At 70.6% G+C, this 17,591-nt stretch carries 14 protein-coding genes and 1 tRNA gene; 12 read left to right on the top strand and 3 right to left on the bottom strand.

What is annotated here, in order from left to right; all coding sequences use genetic code 11:
• Positions 1-381: 381 nt before the first annotated feature.
• Positions 382-3,246, bottom strand: coding sequence for an excinuclease ABC subunit UvrA (uvrA, locus tag GXW76_RS09205; protein ID WP_211861713.1), 2,865 nt, complete (start codon positions 3,244-3,246; stop codon positions 382-384).
• A gap of 194 nt (positions 3,247-3,440) precedes the next feature.
• On the opposite strand from uvrA, the gene ssb reads away from it, so the two are divergent.
• From ssb to GXW76_RS09175, 6 genes are all read left to right on the top strand, one after another.
• A complete protein-coding gene (ssb, locus tag GXW76_RS09200) occupies positions 3,441-3,974 on the top strand; it encodes a single-stranded DNA-binding protein (RefSeq protein WP_211861712.1) in 534 nt (177 codons plus the stop codon).
• A 110-nt stretch (positions 3,975-4,084) separates the two neighbouring features.
• Complete coding sequence (gyrA, locus tag GXW76_RS09195; protein ID WP_338150919.1) at positions 4,085-6,844, top strand: DNA gyrase subunit A; 2,760 nt, start codon at positions 4,085-4,087, stop codon at positions 6,842-6,844.
• Complete coding sequence (gene coaD, locus GXW76_RS09190; protein WP_211861711.1) at positions 6,837-7,346, top strand: pantetheine-phosphate adenylyltransferase; 510 nt, start codon at positions 6,837-6,839, stop codon at positions 7,344-7,346. The genes gyrA and coaD overlap by 8 nt, the downstream gene beginning before the upstream one ends.
• Positions 7,347-7,359: 13 nt before the next feature.
• Positions 7,360-7,947, top strand: a complete 588-nt coding sequence (locus GXW76_RS09185; RefSeq protein ID WP_211861710.1) for a peptidylprolyl isomerase — start codon at positions 7,360-7,362, stop codon at positions 7,945-7,947.
• Positions 7,948-7,969: 22 nt separating this feature from the next.
• Positions 7,970-8,473, top strand: a complete 504-nt coding sequence (locus GXW76_RS09180) for a peptidylprolyl isomerase (RefSeq protein ID WP_211861709.1) — start codon at positions 7,970-7,972, stop codon at positions 8,471-8,473.
• 42 nt (positions 8,474-8,515) lie between these two features.
• Positions 8,516-8,591 (top strand) — tRNA-Lys (locus GXW76_RS09175).
• Positions 8,592-8,612: 21 nt separating this feature from the next.
• On the opposite strand, the gene GXW76_RS09170 is transcribed toward GXW76_RS09175, so the two are convergent.
• The gene (locus tag GXW76_RS09170; RefSeq protein ID WP_211861708.1) at positions 8,613-8,909 is read right to left on the bottom strand and encodes a hypothetical protein; all 297 of its coding nucleotides are present in this window, start codon (positions 8,907-8,909) and stop codon (positions 8,613-8,615) included.
• A gap of 253 nt (positions 8,910-9,162) precedes the next feature.
• On the opposite strand from GXW76_RS09170, the gene GXW76_RS09165 reads away from it, so the two are divergent.
• From GXW76_RS09165 to GXW76_RS09140, 6 genes are all read left to right on the top strand, one after another.
• Positions 9,163-10,377: an MFS transporter gene (locus GXW76_RS09165; RefSeq protein WP_211861707.1), complete on the top strand. Its 1,215-nt coding sequence runs from the start codon at positions 9,163-9,165 to the stop codon at positions 10,375-10,377.
• Between the two features lie 69 nt (positions 10,378-10,446).
• Complete coding sequence (locus GXW76_RS09160) at positions 10,447-11,181, top strand: CoA transferase subunit A (protein WP_211861706.1); 735 nt, start codon at positions 10,447-10,449, stop codon at positions 11,179-11,181.
• Positions 11,181-11,810: a 3-oxoacid CoA-transferase subunit B gene (locus GXW76_RS09155; RefSeq protein ID WP_211861705.1), complete on the top strand. Its 630-nt coding sequence runs from the start codon at positions 11,181-11,183 to the stop codon at positions 11,808-11,810. The genes GXW76_RS09160 and GXW76_RS09155 overlap by 1 nt, the downstream gene beginning before the upstream one ends.
• Positions 11,811-11,820: 10 nt before the next feature.
• Complete coding sequence (locus GXW76_RS09150; protein WP_211861704.1) at positions 11,821-12,426, top strand: 2-hydroxychromene-2-carboxylate isomerase; 606 nt, start codon at positions 11,821-11,823, stop codon at positions 12,424-12,426.
• A gap of 42 nt (positions 12,427-12,468) precedes the next feature.
• Positions 12,469-14,070: a zinc-binding metallopeptidase family protein gene (locus GXW76_RS09145; RefSeq protein ID WP_211861703.1), complete on the top strand. Its 1,602-nt coding sequence runs from the start codon at positions 12,469-12,471 to the stop codon at positions 14,068-14,070.
• The gene (locus GXW76_RS09140; protein ID WP_211861702.1) at positions 14,067-16,367 is read left to right on the top strand and encodes a xanthine dehydrogenase family protein molybdopterin-binding subunit; all 2,301 of its coding nucleotides are present in this window, start codon (positions 14,067-14,069) and stop codon (positions 16,365-16,367) included. Before GXW76_RS09145 ends, GXW76_RS09140 begins: the two co-directional genes overlap by 4 nt.
• Here GXW76_RS09140 and GXW76_RS09135 read toward each other — a convergent pair.
• Positions 16,348-17,544, bottom strand: a complete 1,197-nt coding sequence (locus GXW76_RS09135) for a TIGR03862 family flavoprotein (RefSeq protein WP_211861715.1) — start codon at positions 17,542-17,544, stop codon at positions 16,348-16,350. The genes GXW76_RS09140 and GXW76_RS09135 overlap by 20 nt on opposite strands.
• Between the last annotated feature and the right edge of the window lie 47 nt (positions 17,545-17,591).

Here is a 17,591-nt window from a genome sequence, read left to right as displayed (position 1 = left end):
GTCCCGCGTGGCGCCCTGGCCGCGGCGCTGCCGGCGGTACTGGCGCGCCGGGACCTCGTGCGCCTCGCGGCAGGTCGGGACGTCCCGGGGCGGGGCCTCGGCGACCGGCTTGCGGTGACGCTCGCCGGGCTGCGGGGCCGGGTCTGAAACGATGCGGTGAAGGGCGTCGGCGCGGCGGTCTAGTCCTGGCGCAATGATCGGAGGCCGCCGGTGTCGCCCCTCCCCACCGCCTTCCCGCATCTGCAATAGCGTGCCGCGAACACCGGCCCCCGCGGCCGGCAGGAAGCGTGCGACGAACCGCCTGCATCCCGGCGCGCACCGGGAACGGCATGGCGTGGTCGAAGCCGTGCCCTGTCGCGTGAAGGGCCCGGGGCCAGGCGGTCAGGCGCGCTTGCGCTTCGCTGCCGGCCGGGCCTCCGTGCGGGCCAGCAGCGGGCCTAGGAAGCGCCCCGTATGGCTTTCCGCCACCGCCGCGATGTCCTCCGGCGTGCCCTCGGCGATCAGGCGCCCGCCGCCTTCGCCGCCCTCCGGGCCCAGGTCGAGCACCCAGTCGGCGGTCTTGATGACCTCGAGGTTGTGCTCGATCACCACCACCGTGTTGCCCTGCTCGACCAGCGCGTGGAGGACTTCCAGCAGCTTGCGCACATCCTCGAAATGCAGGCCGGTGGTCGGTTCGTCCAGGATGTAGAGCGTGCGCCCCGTGGCGCGGCGCGAGAGTTCCTTCGACAGCTTGATCCGCTGCGCCTCGCCGCCCGATAGCGTCGTCGCCTGCTGGCCGAGGTGGATGTAGCCGAGGCCCACGTCGCGCAGCACGCTCAGCTTGTCGCGGATGGAGGGCACGGCGGAGAAGAACTCCACGCCTTCGTCCACCGTCATGTCGAGCACATCGGCGATGGACTTGCCGCGGAACTTCACTTCGAGCGTCTCGCGGTTGTAGCGCTTGCCCTTGCAGGTGTCGCAGGTGACGTAGACGTCGGGCAGGAAGTGCATCTCGATCTTGATGAGGCCGTCGCCCTGGCAGGCCTCGCAGCGGCCGCCCTTCACGTTGAAGGAGAAGCGGCCGGCCTTGTAGCCGCGCGCGCGGCTCTCCGGCATCTCCGCGAACCAGTCGCGGATGGGCGCGAACAACCCGGTGTAGGTCGCGGGGTTGGACCGTGGCGTGCGGCCGATCGGCGACTGGTCGATGTCGATGATCTTGTCGAGGTGCTCCAGCCCCTCGATGCGGTCATGCGGGGCAGGGACCTCGGCCGCGCCCATCAGGCGGCGAGCGGCGGATTTGTAGAGCGTTTCGATCACCAGCGTGGACTTGCCGCCACCGGAGACGCCTGTGATGCAGGTGAAGGTGCCGAGCGGGATCGACGCGCTCAGATCCTTCAGGTTGTTGCCGGTGGCGCCGACGATGCGGAGCTGCTTCTTGCGGTCCGGCTTGCGGCGCGTGCCCGGCACCTCGATGCGCCGGATGCCGGAGAGATACTGCCCCGTCAGGCTGGCGGGGTTGGCCGCGACCTCGGCCGGCGTGCCCTGGGCGATCACGCGGCCGCCGCCCTTGCCCGCGGCGGGGCCGATGTCGATCAGATGGTCCGCCTGGCGGATCGCGTCCTCGTCGTGCTCGACCACCAGCACGGTGTTGCCGAGGTCCCGCAGCCGCCGCAGCGTGGTCAGCAGCCGTTCATTGTCACGCTGGTGCAGGCCGATCGAGGGTTCGTCCAGCACGTAGAGCACGCCCGTCAGTCCTGACCCGATCTGCGAGGCGAGACGGATGCGCTGCGATTCGCCGCCGGACAGCGTGGCGGAGGAGCGGCCGAGGCTCAGGTAGTCGAGGCCCACATCCACCAGGAACTGCAGGCGCTCCTCGATCTCCCGCAGGATGCGGCGGGCGATTTCCTGGCGCTGGGGCGTCAGGGTTTCCATCACCGTGGCGAACCAGTCCCGCGCGCGCTTGATCGAGAGGTTGCTGACCTCGCCGATGTGATTGGCCGCGACCTTCACCGACAGCGCCTGCGGCTTCAGCCGGAAGCCGGAGCACGCGGCGCAGGGCTTCTCGGCCTGGTAGCGCGCGAGGTCCTCGCGCACCCAGGGATTGTCGGTTTCCTTGAAGCGGCGCTCGAGGTTCGGGATCACGCCCTCGAAGGGCTTCTGCACCTCATAGGCGCGCAGCCCGTCCTTGTAGCGGAGCGTGACGACGTCGCTGCCGGTGCCGAACAGGATCTGCTGGCGCACGGTGGCCGGGATCTCCTGCCAGGGCGCCGTCATGGCGAACTTGAAGTGTTTCGCCAGGCTTTCGAGCGTCTGCGTGTAGTAGGGCGACTGCGCGCCGGTCCAGGGCATGATCGCCCCGGCCTTCAGCGAGACGTCGTCCTGCGGCACGACCAGTTGCGGGTCGAAGAAGGACTCGATGCCGAGCCCGTCGCAGGACGGGCAGGCGCCGTGCGGCGAGTTGAAGGAGAAGAGACGCGGCTCGATCTCCTCGATGGTGAAGCCGCTGACCGGGCAGGCGAATTTCGCGCTGAACACTGTGCGTTCGCTCGTGTCCGCGTTTTCGGCATAGGCGATGCCGTCGGACAGCGAGAGCGCCGTCTCGAAGGAGTCGGCGAGACGCTGGGCGATGCCCTCCCGCACCACGATGCGGTCCACCACCGCCTCGATGTCGTGCTTGAGCTTCTTGTCGAGCTTCGGCGCCTCGCTGATGAGGTGCAGCGTGCCGTTGACCTTCACGCGCTCGAAGCCACGGCGCTGGAGTTCCGCGATCTCCTTCCTGAATTCGCCCTTCTTGCCGCGGGCGATGGGGGACAGCAGCAGGAGGCGCGTGCCCTCGGGCATCGCCAGGATGCGGTCCACCATCTGGGAGACGGTCTGCGCCTCGATCGGCAGGCCGGTGGCCGGCGAATAGGGCACGCCCACGCGCGCCCAGAGCAGGCGCATGTAGTCGTTGATCTCGGTGACCGTGCCGACGGTCGATCGCGGATTGTGGCTGGTGGTCTTCTGTTCGATCGAGATGGCCGGGGAAAGACCCTCGATCGAATCCACGTCCGGCTTCTGCATCAGTTGCAGGAACTGCCGCGCATAGGCGGAGAGCGACTCGACGTAGCGCCGCTGCCCCTCGGCGTAGATGGTGTCGAAGGCGAGCGACGACTTGCCTGAGCCCGACAGGCCGGTGACGACCGTCAACATGTCCCTCGGGATGTCGAGGTCCACGTCCTTCAGGTTGTGCTGGCGCGCGCCGCGGATACGGATATGGCCGGTCATTCAGGGGGCTCCGCGCGGCGCGGCGGGGCCGGCCGGTGGTGTTCCGGTGATGTTCTCACTATATATGCCCCCGCTGCCCCCGCGTGGGAAGGGCTTGCCGCGCCGCTGCGCCGCCGCGACGGCGGGTGGGGGATGGTCGCGCTAGCCTGAAAATGGTAGCGTCTTCGGCTCAAAACTTCGGAAACGAGTGGCTCATGGCGGGCGTCAACAAGGTCATCATCCTCGGGCGGCTCGGCCGCGATCCGGAAGTGCGCAACTTCCAGAACGGCGGCAAGGTCGTGAACCTGCGCCTCGCAACCTCCGAGCGTTACAAGGATCGCGAAGGAAACCAGCAGGAGCGGACCGAGTGGCACTCGGTCGCGATCTTCAACGATCGCCTCGGTGAAGTGGCCGAGAAGTACCTGCGCAAGGGCAGCGAGGTCTACATCGAGGGCCAGCTCGAGACCCGCAAGTGGCAGGACAAGGACGGCCAGGACCGCTACACGACCGAGATCGTGCTGCGCCAGTACCGCGGCGAGTTGCAGCTCATCGGCGGCCGGGGCGGCTCGGGCGCGGATGAGGGTGGCGGATATTCCGAGCGTCCCTCGGGCGGCGGCTATTCGGAAAGGCCTTCGGGCGGCGCTTCCCGCGGCGGCAGCGAGGGCGGCGCTGGCCGTTCCGGCGGCGGGTCCCGCGGCGGCGGCTGGGATTCCAAGAAGACCGACCTGGACGACGAGATTCCCTTCTGACCCCGTGCCCGCGCGGCGGTTGACGCAGCCCGCCGCGCGGTGCCTATGGCGCCCGAGCACAGCGCCGTTCCGCGCCGCATGACCCACGAGATCGGATCGAGTTCCCCCGCGTGAGCGACCCCAGCACCCCCGGCCCGACCCCCTCGGACGCGACGCCCGTCGCGCTCGAAGAGGAGATGCGCCGCTCCTACCTCGACTACGCGATGAGCGTGATCGTCGCGCGTGCCCTGCCAGATGTGCGGGACGGGCTCAAGCCGGTGCACCGCCGCATCCTGTTCGCCATGCAGGAGGCCGGCTACACATCCGACAAGCCCTACCGCAAGTCGGCGCGCGTGGTCGGCGACGTGATGGGTAAGTACCACCCGCACGGCGACTCCTCGATCTACGACGCCATGGTGCGCATGGCGCAGCCCTTCTCGATGCGCGTGCCGCTGATCGACGGGCAGGGCAATTTCGGCTCGGTGGACGGCGATCCGCCGGCGGCGATGCGCTACACGGAAGCGCGCCTCGCGCCATCCGCCATGGCGCTGCTGGAAGGCATCGACGAGGACACGGTCGATTTCCAGGCCAACTACGACGAGAGCGCCAGCGAGCCGCGCGTCCTGCCGGCGGCCTTCCCGAACCTGCTGGTCAACGGCGCAGGCGGCATCGCCGTCGGCATGGCGACCAACATCCCGCCGCACAACCCGACCGAGGTCATCGACGCGACGCTGAAGCTGATCGCGGAACCGGACACGTCGCTCGAAGAGTTGATGAAGATCGTGCCGGGCCCGGACTTCCCGACCGGCGGGCTGATCCTCGGCCGTTCGGGCATCCGCTCGGCCTTCGAGACCGGCCGCGGCTCCATCCCGCTGCGCGCGCGCGCCGAGATCGAGGAGATGCGCGGCAACCGCCAGGCCATCGCCGTCACCGAGATCCCGTACCAGGTCAACAAGTCCACGCTGCTCGAGAAGATCGCCGAACTCGTCCGCGCCAAGGCGATCGAGGGCATCTCCGACCTGCGCGACGAATCCGACCGCTCGGGCATGCGCATCGTCATCGAGCTGAAGCGCGACGCGACGGCCGAGGTGGTGCTGAACCAGCTGTATCGCATGACGCAGCTGCAGACTTCCTTCGCGGTCAACTTCCTCGCCCTGCACAACGGCCGCCCGCAGCAGATGGGGCTGCGCGACGCGCTGAAGGCCTTCATCGCCTTCCGCGAGGACGTGATCCTGCGCCGGTCCCGCTACCGCCTCGCCAAGGCGCGGGAACGCGGGCACCTGCTGATCGGCCTCGCCATCGCCGTCGCCAATATCGACGAGGTGATCCGCGTGATTCGCGCCAGCGCCGACGCCGCTTCCGCGCGCGTCGCGCTGATGGAGCGCGACTGGCCGGCGGGCGATGTCGGCGTGCTGCTGGAACTCGTCGACGACTACCGCAACGTCATCACCCCGGCGGGCACCGTGCGGCTCACCGAGGATCAGGCGCGCGGCATCCTCGAACTGCGCCTGCAGCGCCTGACCGGCCTGGAACGCGAGAAGATCACCGCCGAACTCGGCGAGGTCGGCGAGAAGATCCGCGACCTGCTCGACATCCTCGGCTCGTACATCCGGCGGATGGAGGTGATGTCGGCGGAACTGCTCGCCGTGCGCGCGAAGATCGCCTCGCCGCGGCTGACGCAGATCGTCGAAGGCATCGCCGATGTGGACGACGAGAGCCTGATCGAGCCCGGCACCATGGTGGTGACGCTGACGCGCGACGGCTACGTCAAGCGCACGCCGCTCGACACCTACCGTGCCCAGGGGCGCGGCGGGAAGGGGCGCACAGGCGCCGGGACGCGGGAGGATGATGTCGTCATCCGTTCCTTCGTCGCGCACACGCATCAGTACGTGCTGTTCTTCACCAGCCGCGGCATGGCCTTCCGCGAGAAGATCTGGCAACTGCCCGAGGCCGGGCCCACCGGGCGTGGGCGCTCGCTGCGCCAGGTGCTCGCGTTGCAGGAAGGGGAGGGCGTGACGGCGGTGCTGTCGCTGCCGCTCGACGAGGATCTGTGGGAGGGGCTGCACTTGGTCTTCGCCACCGTCCAGGGCAATGTCCGGCGCAACAGGCTGAGCGACTTCAAGAACGTGCGCTCCTCCGGCCTCATCGCCATGAAGCTGGACGAGGGCGACAGCCTGATCGGCGTCGCCACGTGCCGGGAAGGCGATGACGTGCTGCTGGCCACGCGCGGCGGCAAGTGCATCCGCTTCCAGGCGGAGCCGGACACCCTGCGCGTCTTCGCCGGCCGCGACTCCACCGGCGTCCGCGGCATCCGGCTGGCCGAAGGCGACAGCGTCATCGCGCTCGCCGTGCTGCGCCATGTCGATGCGACGCCGGATGAGCGCGCCGCTTACCTCAAGGCCGCCGCCGCGCGGCGCCGCGCCGCCAGCGAGGATGCCGACGCCACCGAGGCGCCCGCCGAGGAGACCGAGGAGGCCGTCGCGGACATCGCCCTGACCCCCGAGCGCTTCGACGAACTCGCCGAGGCCGAGGAACTGATCCTCGCCGTCACCGATGGCGGCTTCGGCAAGCGCACCTCCGCGCACGAATACCGCGTGACCGGTCGCGGCGGGCAGGGGATCACGGGCATCTCGTTCTCCGCCCGCACCGGCCGCGAGGTGGTCGCCACCTTCCCCGTGCATCCGGGCGACCACATCATGCTGGTCACGGATGGCGGGCAGCTCATCCGGCTGATGGCCGACGATGTCCGCATCACCGGCCGCCAGGCGATGGGCGTCACGCTGATGCGGCTGGCGGAAGGGGAGCGCGTAATCTCCTGCTTCCCGGTTGCGGACGAGGATGAAGGCGGCGAGGACACGCCGCCCGAGGAAACGGCGGAAGACAATGATTGAGCGCGTCGCCCTCTATCCGGGCACCTTCGATCCGGTCACCAACGGGCACCTGGACATCATCGGCCGCGCCGCGCGGCTGGTGGACCGCCTGGTGATCGGCGTCGCCATCAACATCGGCAAGGGACCGCTCTTCGACCTCGAGGAGCGCGTCGCGCTGGTGAAGGCGGAGACCGACGCGATCGCCGCGCGCAACGGTACCGTGATCGAGGTGCGCCCCTTCGAGGGATTGCTCGTGCAATACGCGCGCGCTCTCGGTGCGCGCATGGTCATCCGCGGGCTGCGCGCGGTCGCCGACTTCGACTACGAGTTCCAGATGGTCGGCATGAACCGCCGCCTGGACCAGGAGATCGAGACGGTCTTCCTGATGGCCTCGGAGACCAACCAGTTCATCGCTTCCCGCCTCGTGAAGGAGATCGCGCGGCTGGGCGGCGATATCTCGGGCTTCGTTCCGAAGGCGACGCTCGATGCCACCATGGCGAAGATCCGCGCCACCAAGGGCTGAAGGAATCGCACGCATGAACCGTAGAACGCTCCTCGGCGCGGCTGCCGCCGTCGCCGCCTCGCCGGCGCTGGCCGTCGTCGCTGCCTCGCCGGTGCTGGCGCAGCAGCAGCCGGCGCTCGACCCCGAGAACACGCTGATCCTCGAACTCCCGGGCGGGCGCGTGACGATCCAGCTGCTGCCGGACCTCGCGCCGCGGCACGTGGAACGCGTGAAGGTGCTGGCCCGTCGCGGCTTCTATGACAACACGCCCTTCCATCGCGTGATCGAGGGCTTCATGGCCCAGGGCGGCGACCCGACGGGCACCGGCACGCGCGGGTCCGACCTTCCGGACCTGCCGGCGGAATTCACCCCGCCTTCCCGTGCGCGCTTCATCCGCGGCACGGTGGGCGCGGCGCGCACCCAGAACCCGAACAGCGCGAACAGCCAGTTCTTCATCATGTTCGCCCCGGCGCCGAGCCTCGACGGCCAGTACACCATCTGGGGCCGCGTGGTGTCGGGCATGGACGCCGTCGACAAGATCAAGCGCGGCGCGCCCGGCAGCGGCACGGTGACCAACCCCGACCGCATCCGCACCGCGCGTATCGCCGCCGACAACCGCTGACCCGACCCCGAAAGCGACACCGATGACCGAAACCCAGGCCGCCGACCCCGAGAACACGCTGATCCTCGAAATCGAGCATGGCACCATCACCATTGCGCTGCGGCCCGACCTCGCGCCCAAGCATGTCGAGCAGATCAAGGCGCTGGTCCGCCGCGGCTTCTACAACGATGTCCCCTTCCATCGCGTGATCGAGGGCTTCATGGCCCAGGGCGGCGACCCGACCGGCACCGGCCGCGGCGGCTCCGACCTGCCGGACATCGAGGCGGAGTTCTCGTCCCCGCAGACGGCGCGCTTCGTGCGTGGCACCTGCGGCATGGCCCGCACGCAGGATCCGAACAGCGCGAACAGCCAGTTCTTCATCATGTTCGCGCCGGGGTCGAGCCTCGATGGCCAGTACACCATCTGGGGGCAGGTGACCTCGGGCATGGAGGCGGTGGACAAGATCAAGCGCGGCGCGGGCATGTCCGGCATGGTGCAGGGCCCGGACAAGATCCGCAGCATGAGGGTGGCGGCCGACGCCGCCTGAGGCTATCACCCGGCGCCGACAGGACTCGGCGTCGGGTCCGGCGTGCCCGTAGCTCAGCCGGTAGAGCACGTGACTTTTAATCATGGGGTCCCGGGTTCGAGTCCCGGCGGGCACACCATCAGCCGCGCGGAGCCGCCCCCTACGGCGCGGACACCGGCCGAGCCACCGTGAGGTCGGTGACCTTGCCGCGCCGGTCCAGCATGCAGTTGAAGTCCAGCCGGCTGCTGCCCTGCACCATCTGGCCGGACAGGGATGCGCTTTCCCCGGCGCGCGTGAAGCGCGGCCGTTCCAGCGCGAAGCCGCGCACCCCCTGTTCCCTGATGGCCTGAAGGCATTCGCGCCGTGCGACAATCTCGGTGGTCTGGGCCGAGCCAATGCCGCACTGCATCAGCACGACCACCCCGCCGCTCACCGCCCGCATCAGACCCCAGATCATGGCGCTCCTCCTGCACGGGGCCTCGCGCGCCAGGCCAGGCGCGCCCTGGGTCGAAGGCAAGGCTACACCAGCCGCCTCGGAGCCTGTCGTAGTTTCTGCGCACATCGCCGCCATCCGGGCACCTCGCCGGGGGTGCGCTCGAACCACCCCACGCCGATGCGGCCCTGACCTGCCCTGCGGGAATGACGCCTCCCGCCGGAAGCCGCGCTAGGCTGCCCGCATAGGGGCCGGGGGAACCAGGAATGCATCGCAGATGAGCCAGCGCCCATCGCGCCAGGCGTGGCTGATCGTCGCGGGCGGCTTCCTCGCCTTCACCGTCAGCGCCAGCCTGATGCACGCCTATACGGTGTTCCTGCTGGCCTTCATCGACGAGTTCCACTGGAGCCGGGCCGAAAGCAGCATCGCCTATTCGGTGGGCCAGGTGGTGGGCGGCGTCACCTCGCCGCTGGTCGGCGGCATGGTGGACCGCATGGGTTCCCGCCGCATGGTGCTGCTTGGCGGCTGCCTGCTGGCGGCGGGGCTGCTCGGCACCGCCTATGCGACGGCGCTCTGGCAGGTGGTGCTGCTCTACGGCGTGGTGATGACGCTGGGGGCGAACTGCATCGGCATGGTGGTCTTCGTGCCGCTCGTCTCGCGGCTCTTCGTCGCGCAGCGCGGCCTGGCGATTTCCATCCTGCAATCGGCCAACGGATTCGGGCGGGCCATCTCCGCGCCGCTCGCGCAACTGCTGGTCAGTGATGTCGGCTGGCGGGCCGCCTACCTCGTGCAGGCGGGGATGATGGCGGTGCTCGTCATCCCGCTGGCGGCGATGTTCCGTCGCGCCGAGACCATCGTCCCGCCGGCCGGGCCGGCGGCCACCGACGCGACGGTCGCGGCGCGCTCCTGGACGCTCCGCCAGGCGATGCGCACGCGGCACTTCTGGCTGCTGTTCCTCGTCTACATGCTGACCAGCATCGGCAGCTTCCTGGTTTCGCTCCACCAGCTCGCCTTCGCCGTCGGGCAGGGGTTCGAACCGCTCTACGCCGCGACGGTGCTGGGCATGGGCAGCCTGCTGGCGCTGCCGGGCGTGATCGTGACCGGCTCGATCTCCGACTACATCGGGCGGGAACGCGCCGCGCTGCTCGCCTATGCCATCTCGATCATCGGCGTCGCGGCGGCCCTCGGGATCGAGAGCGGCGACCAGCACCTGCTGCTTTGGCTGCACGCCTGCTTCTTCGGGATCACGTGGGGCGCGCGAGGCCCTGCCATCACGGCCAAGACCGCGGATCTCTTCGGCGGGCCGCGGCTCGGGACGATCCTCGGCGTCATCACCGTGGGCTCGGGGCTCGGGGCCGGGATCGGCTCCTGGGCGGCGGGCTTCCTGTTCGATGTCACGGGCAGCTACCGCCTGGCCTTCTGGCTTTCCATCGCGGCCTATGCCGCGGGCTCCGTGGCCTTCTGGGCACTGCGCAAGCCGGTCGGCCGCTGACCTTGCCGCCCCCCCTGGACAGCCGGCGGCGCGCACCGGACCATGCCGGCTGGGGAAGGGGACGAAAGCATGGCGCGACGCAGCAAGGTCGTGGCGGATTTCGATGCCGCCGTGGCGGACATCCCGGATGGCGCGACCATCGCCATCGGCGGCTTCGCCCAGCCAGGCGTGCCCTTCAACCTCGTCGCGGCGCTCGGCCGCCAGGGGGCGAAGCGGCTGACCTGCATCGCCAACACCACCGGCGGCGCCCACAAGCCGCGCATGCCGGACATCGGCATGCTGGTGGAGAACGGGCAGGTCGCGAAGGTCGTCTGTTCCTTCACGGCGGGCACCCGCGCATCGGACGTGCTGCCCTTCACGCCCTACTACGAACGCGGCGAGGTCGATGCCGAGATCGTCCCGCAGGGCACGCTGGCCGAGCGCCTGCGCGCCGCCGGCGCCGGCATTCCCGCCTTCTACACGCCGACCGCCGTCGGCACGGAACTCGCCGAGGGCCGCGAGACCCGCGTCATCAACGGCCGCGAATACCTGCTCGAATACGCGCTGCCGGTGGACGTCGCGCTGCTGCGCGCCCATCAGGCGGACGAGGCCGGCAACCTCCGCTTCCGCCGCAGCCAGCGGAACTTCAACCCGCTGATGGCCATGGCCGCGAAGCTGGTCCTCGTGGAGGTCGAGCAGCCCATCCTTCCCGCCGGCGCGATCGACCCGGACGACGTGCACACGCCGGGCATCCTCGTCCATCGCCTCGTGCAGGTGCCACCCCCGCCCGACGGCATCTGGCCCATGAAGAGGGAGGCCCGCTGATGCCCTGGTCCCGCCAGCAGATGGCCGAACGCCTGGCCCGCGAATTCCAGGACGGCTGGATCGTGAACCTCGGTGTCGGCATGCCGACGCTGATCGCGGACGTGCCGCTCGGCGAGCGCGAGGTGATCTTCCACTCCGAGAACGGCGTCATCGGCTATGGCCCCGTCACGCCGCCGGGGCAGGAGGACCTGCACCTGGTCAATGCCGGCGGCCAGAACGTCACGCTGTTGCCGGGCGCGGCCATCGTTCATCACGCCGACAGCTTCGCGCTGATCCGCGGCGGCCGCATGGATGTGACGGTGATGGGCGCCTACGAGGCCGCCGCGAACGGCGACTTCGCCAACTGGAAGGTGAAGGGCGCAAAGGGCGGCGGCATCGGCGGGGCGATGGACCTCGCGGCGTCGGCGAAGCGCGTCTTCCTGATGATGGAACACCGCACGCGGGACGGCTCGCCGCGCCTGCTGCAACGCTGCACCCTGCCGATCACCGCGCGCGGCGTGGTGACACTTGTTGCGACCGACCTCGGCCTGTTCGCACCGACGGGGGAGGGCTTCGCCGTGCGCGACCTCGCCCCCGGCGCGACGCTGGACGAAGCCCGCGCCGCTACCGCCTGCCCCGTATCCGATTGAGGAACCGCCCATGGCCCTGCACATCGACTACTACGCCTCGCTGAACTCGCCCTGGACGCATCTCGGCGCGGCGCGGATCGAGGCGCTGGCGGCGCAGCACGGTGCCTCGCTGCGCATCCACCCCTGCGACTTCGGCACCATCTTCGCCGGTTCGGGCGGGCTGCCGCTGCCGAAGCGCTCGCCGCAGCGCCAAGCCTACCGCATGCAGGAGCTGGCGCGCTGGCGGGAGCAACTCGGCATTCCTATCCACATCCAGCCGAAGCATTTCCCGCACAACGAACTGCCTGCTGCGGCCTGCGTGATCGCGGTGCGGGAGACCATCGGCGACGCGCCGGCGATCCGCCTCGCGCATCGCGTGCTGAAGGCGCTGTGGGAGGAGGAGAAGGACCCCGCCGACCCTGCGACCTTCGCCGCCCTGGTCCGCGACTGCGGCCTGGATGCCGAGAAGGTCATGGCCCTAGGCGCCGAGCCGCACTGGCTCGAGCGCCGCACGGCCGACACCAAGGCCGCGTTGGATCGCGGCGTCTTCGGCGCGCCGAGCTACGTGATCGGCGACGACATCTTCTGGGGCCAGGACCGGCTGGACTTCGTGGCGCGCCGGCTGGCGCGGGGATAGGACCCGTCGCATCATGCCCCGGTTCGAGACCGGGGATGACGCATGACCGACCTCGTGGCCCTACGCCGCAGCGCGCTGGACTGGATCGCCGCCAACCAGGCGCGGATGTCCGCCTTCAACGAGCGGATCTGGCACTTCGCCGAACCCGCCTGGCGCGAGTACCGCAGCGCGAAGGCCTATGTGGAGTTCCTCCGCGCCGAGGGCTTCGAGGTGGAGGAAGGCTCCGGCGGGATGCCGACCGCCTTCTGCGCGCGCTGGGGCAGGGGCGGGCCGGTGCTGGCATCCTTCTCCGAATACGATGCCGTGCCGGGCAACTGCCAGGCCGTGGTGCCGCGGCGGGAACCGCGCGCGGGGATGCACCCCTATGCGGCGGGGCATACCGACCCGCATTCCTCGCTCGGCACGGCGGCGCTGACCTCGGTGCTGGCGGCGAAGGCGGCGCTCGAATCCTCCGGCACGCCGGGCCGCCTCGTGCTGTTCGGGGAACCTGCGGAAAAGGTCTGCGGCTCCAAGCCCGTGCACGCGGCGAAGGGCTATTATGACGGCCTCGACGCGGCGGTCGTCTATCACCCGCACATGCAGAACACGGTGACGGCGGAAACGCAGTTCGGCGCCTATTGGTCCGCCGTCATCACCTTCACCTGCGACAGCCCCGAGACCTGGATCGACAAGTCCCTGCTGCCGATCCGCGACGTCGGCCACGCCGCGGCCCGCGCCCCAGGTGCGAGCGACGCGCTGTGCCTCATGTACACGACGACGAAATACACCAAGGAGGCGATGTTCCCCCACGCCGGCTCCTGGACGGTCAACGAGTGCATCCTGCATGGCGGCGACGCGACCTCGGACAACCTCGCGCCGCGCTTCACGCAGATCCAGTATTCCTGGCGCACGCCGTCGCTGCCGATGGCGCAGCAGATCGCCAATGTCCTGATGGCCAATGCCCGCAGCGCGGCGGCCGCGACCGCCTGCACCGCGCATCTGCGCTGGGTGACGAAGACGCGCGTCGGCCTTGCCAACACGGTGCTGACGGATGCGACCTGGGCCAACCTGCAGGAGGTCGGGCCGCCTTCCTACGGGGAGGACGCGAAGCGGTTCGCGCGCGACATCCAGGCCAATCTCGGCCTGGCGCCGATGGACGATCCCTTCGCGTCCGCCAATGCGAAGCTCACGCCGCCGGCCGAGTTCGAAGCCGGGATGCGCCATTTCCTGCCGCCCTGGCAGAGTCACCTCTCGGCCGACGACTATGTCGAGTTCTGCTGGCACTGCCCGACGGTGCGCCTGCTCACCGCACGCCCGCGCCTGCGCGCGCCGGATGCGGACTACGATTACCCGATGTGGTCCTACAACGCGCTCGGCGGCCTGCCGGCGGCGATCGACCCGGGCATGTTCGTCGCCGCGAAGACCATGGCGCTGACGCTGCTCGACTTGGCCGCGAAGCCCGGCCTGCTCGACGCAGCGCAGGAGGAATGGCGGGAGCGCACCGGCGGCGGGATCGGCGGCAGCAAGTGGGTCGCGCCACTTCTTCCGAAGGACTTCGCCGCCCCGGTGGACCTGCGCTGGCCGGAATACGTCACCACCGTGCGGGGCGAGGAATGGTGTGTGCCGACGCCGCATGACGGCCTCGGTGTGGGAGAGACTCTGTGACCTATAGCGGACAGTCCCTGCGGCGCTTCGAGGATGCGCGCTTCCTGACCGGCCACGGCCGCTACGTGGCCGACCTGGAGGCGCCCGGCGCCCTGCACGGCGTGATGCTGCGTTCCCCGCACGCGCATGCCGAGATCCGCGCCCTGGATGTCGCGGCGGCGCGCGCGGCTCCCGGCGTCGTCGCCGTGCTGACGAGCGCGGAATTGGACGCGGACGGCATCCGCCCGCTGCCCTGCACCAGCGTGCTCGCCTCGGTGAAGCCCATGGTCGTGCCCGAGCGCCCGGTGCTGGCGCGCGGCCGCGTGCGGCACGTCGGCCAGCCCGTCGCCTTCGTGGTGGCGGAGAGCGAAGCCGCCGCGCGCGACGCCGCGGAACTGATCGACGTCGATTACGACGCCCTGCCCGCTGTCGTGGACGGCGCCGCGGCGCTTGCCCCCGGCGCCCCGCAGATCTGGCCGGAAGCCCCCGGCAATGAGGTCTTCCGCTTCGAGAAGGGCGACCGCACCGCCAACGTTGCCGCCTTCGCGCGGGCGGCGCGCGTGGTGTCGATCGATCTGTTCAACAACCGCGTCCACGCCTTGCCGCTCGAACCGCGCGCCTGCCTGGCGCGCTTTGTCGATGGCCGTTTCGAACTGGTCTTCACCGGCATGGGCGTGCATGGCGTGCGGCGTCAGCTCGCCACCGTCTTCGGCTTGCCGGAGGACGCCTTCCATCTGGTCTGCCCCGATGTCGGCGGCGGCTTCGGGCTGAAGAACCTGCTCTTCCCGGACTACGTGGTGGCGCTGGCCGCGGCACGCCGCCTCGGCCGCCCGGTGCGCTGGGTGGCCGGTGCCAGCGAGGAATTCGCCGCCTCGGTCCATGGCCGCGACCTGCGTGCGACCGCGCGGCTGGCATTGGACGCGGGGGGGCGGTTCCTCGGCCTCGATGTCGAAACCGTCGCCGACATGGGCGCCTATCTCTCCGCAGTCGGCCCGCATTGCCCCACCAACGCCTTCAGCACGGCGATGGGCGGCGTTTATGCCATCCCGTCCATGCACCTGACGGTGCGCGGGGCCTTCACCAACACGGTCCCGATCGACGCCTATCGCGGTGCCGGCAAGCCGGAGGCGAACTACATCATCGAACGCCTCGTGGATGCCGCCGCACGCGAGACGGGCCGTGATCCCGCGGCGCTGCGCGCGCTCAACATGCTGCCGGATGCGCCGCACCGCACGGCGATGGGCATGGCGGTGGATGGCGGCCGCTTCGCCGCGAACCTCGATGTGCTGGCGCGTGCCTCCGACGCTGCCGGCTTCCGAGCACGACGCGCCGAGGCTGCCGCGCGCGGCGCGCTGCTCGGCCGCGGTGTCGCCTGCTTCCTGGAAACGGCGCGCGGCGCACCGGGCGAATGGGCGAACATCCGCGTCGCGCCGGATGGCAGCGCGACCTTCGTCGTCGGTTCCCATTCGAACGGGCAGGGGCATGAGACGTCCTTCGCGCAGGTCGCCGCCGATCGGCTCGGCCTGGCGGTGGAGCAGGTGCACTACCGCCAGGCCGACACCGACCTGATCGCGAACGGCCATGGCCATGGCGGCGCGCGCTCGCTGCACATGGGCGGGCATGCGCTGGTGCTGGCCGCGGAGGCTTTGCTCGCCAAGGCCCGCACCATCGCCGCGCATCTGCTGCAGGCGGACCCCGCTGCGCTCGACTTCGCCGAGGGCCGCTTCACCGTGCGCGGCACCGACCGCTTCGTGGATCTGCCCGGCATCGCTCGCGCCGCCGAGGACCCGGCCAGCCTGCCGGAAGGCATGGAGCCCGGCCTCTTCGCGGAAGCCTTCAACGCCAACGACCTCGTCACCTTCCCCAATGGCTGCCAGGCGGCGGAGGTGGAGATCGACCGCGAGACCGGTACAGCCCGGCTGCGCCGCTACACCGCCGTGGACGACTACGGCCGTCTCGTGAACCCGCTGCTGACGGCGGGGCAGGTGCAGGGCGGGCTCGCCCAGGGCATCGGCCAGGCGCTGCTCGAGGACGTGGTCTACGACACCGGGTCCGGCCAGATCCTGACCGGCTCGCTCATGGACTACGCCTTGCCGCGCGCGGACGACCTGCCGGACCTCGATGTGCTGCTGGAAGGCACGCCGACGGCGGCGAACCCGCTGGGCGCGAAGGGCGTCGGGCAGGCGGGTGCCATCGCGGCGCCTCAGGTGGTGATGAACGCCGTCGCCGACGCCTTGGCCCAGGTCGGCGCCGCCGCGCCCGACATGCCGGCGACGCCGGAGAAGCTGTGGCGCGCGATCAGCGCCGCGGGTGGTTGACCGCCCAGGATGCCGCTGCGCGCCCCGCCGCGTGGCCCGTCGCGAAGCAGGCCTGCAGCAGGTAGCCGCCCGTCGGGGCTTCCCAGTCGAGCATCTCGCCGCAGGCGAAGACGCCGGGGTGGCGATGCAGCATCAGCGCTTCGTCCACCTCGGACCAAGCGAGCCCGCCGGCCGAGGAGATGGCGCGCGCGATGGGGAAGGGGGCCGCCAGTCGCAGCGGCACCGCCTTGACCAGCGCTGCGATGTCGTCCCGCGCCGCGCCTCCGTGCAGCACTTCCTGCACCAGCGCGACCGCGACCGGCGACAGCCCGCCCGCACGCCGCAGGTGGTTGGAGAGCGAGAGCGCCGCGGGCCTTCCCGCCAGGCGTCGCGCCAGTTCCGGCAGGGCGATGTCCGGGCGCAGGTCCAGGTGCAGCGTCGCATGGCCCTGCGCGGCGATCGCGTCCCGCAGCGGGGCGGAGAGCGCATAGATCGCGCCACCTTCGATGCCCTGCTCCGTGATGACCGCTTCGCCGCGGACGGTGGCATCACCGACGGTCAGTGCGATGCGCTTGAGCGGCGTGCCCGCGAAGCGCGCGCGCAGGTGCTCCGACCAGGCGACCGCGAAGCCCATGTTGGCGGGACGCAGCGGCGTGACCTCGCAGCCCGTCAGCAGACCCGGCCACGCGCCGTCCGATCCCAGCCTGGGCCAGGAGGCGCCGCCGAGTGCCAGCACCGTCGCCTGCGGGTGCAGCACGACCTCGCCCTCGGGCGCCGCGAAGCGCAGCGCGCCGTCGCCGGTGAAGCCGCCCCAGCGATGCCGCCCGCGCAGTTGCACGCCGAGCGCGGCCAGCCGCGCCAGCCACGCGCGCAGCAGCGGCGAGGCCTTCATCGCCTTCGGGAAGACGCGCCCGGAGGTGCCGACGAAGGTCTCCTGCCCCAGCCCCTCGCACCAGGCGATCAGCGCCTCCGGCGGGAAGGCGCGGATGAACGGATCCAGCCTTGCCTGCGCCGCGCGGTAGCGGGTGAGGAACCGCTCCAAGGGCTCCGAATGCGTCAGGTTCAGCCCGCCGCGCCCGGCGATCAGCAGCTTGCGCGCGGGTGAGGGCATGTGGTCCAGCACGGTCACGGAGGCGCCGGCCTCCGCCGCCGCCTCCGCCGCCATCAGGCCCGCCGGGCCTGCCCCGATGACGATGATGTCCTTCGCGCGCTTCGGCCCGCCCGGGGTCTCGTCCCGTGCGGGGC

The sequence above is a fragment of the Neoroseomonas soli genome, assembly GCF_018129065.1.
Lineage (GTDB): Bacteria > Pseudomonadota > Alphaproteobacteria > Acetobacterales > Acetobacteraceae > Neoroseomonas > Neoroseomonas soli.
Note: the sequence above shows the minus strand (reverse complement) of the source record. Positions and strands in the feature narration are given on the sequence as shown.

Excerpts from the sequence above, each read along its gene's own strand:
- uvrA (WP_211861713.1), bottom strand. The coding sequence starts at position 3,246 with ATGACCGGCCATATCCGTATCCGCGGCGCGCGCCAGCACAACCTGAAG.
- ssb (WP_211861712.1), top strand. The coding sequence starts at position 3,441 with ATGGCGGGCGTCAACAAGGTCATCATCCTCGGGCGGCTCGGCCGCGAT.
- coaD (WP_211861711.1), top strand. The coding sequence starts at position 6,837 with ATGATTGAGCGCGTCGCCCTCTATCCGGGCACCTTCGATCCGGTCACC.
- GXW76_RS09185 (WP_211861710.1), top strand. The coding sequence starts at position 7,360 with ATGAACCGTAGAACGCTCCTCGGCGCGGCTGCCGCCGTCGCCGCCTCG.
- GXW76_RS09180 (WP_211861709.1), top strand. The coding sequence starts at position 7,970 with ATGACCGAAACCCAGGCCGCCGACCCCGAGAACACGCTGATCCTCGAA.
- GXW76_RS09170 (WP_211861708.1), bottom strand. The coding sequence starts at position 8,909 with ATGATCTGGGGTCTGATGCGGGCGGTGAGCGGCGGGGTGGTCGTGCTG.
- GXW76_RS09165 (WP_211861707.1), top strand. The coding sequence starts at position 9,163 with ATGAGCCAGCGCCCATCGCGCCAGGCGTGGCTGATCGTCGCGGGCGGC.
- GXW76_RS09160 (WP_211861706.1), top strand. The coding sequence starts at position 10,447 with ATGGCGCGACGCAGCAAGGTCGTGGCGGATTTCGATGCCGCCGTGGCG.
- GXW76_RS09155 (WP_211861705.1), top strand. The coding sequence starts at position 11,181 with ATGCCCTGGTCCCGCCAGCAGATGGCCGAACGCCTGGCCCGCGAATTC.
- GXW76_RS09150 (WP_211861704.1), top strand. The coding sequence starts at position 11,821 with ATGGCCCTGCACATCGACTACTACGCCTCGCTGAACTCGCCCTGGACG.
- GXW76_RS09145 (WP_211861703.1), top strand. The coding sequence starts at position 12,469 with ATGACCGACCTCGTGGCCCTACGCCGCAGCGCGCTGGACTGGATCGCC.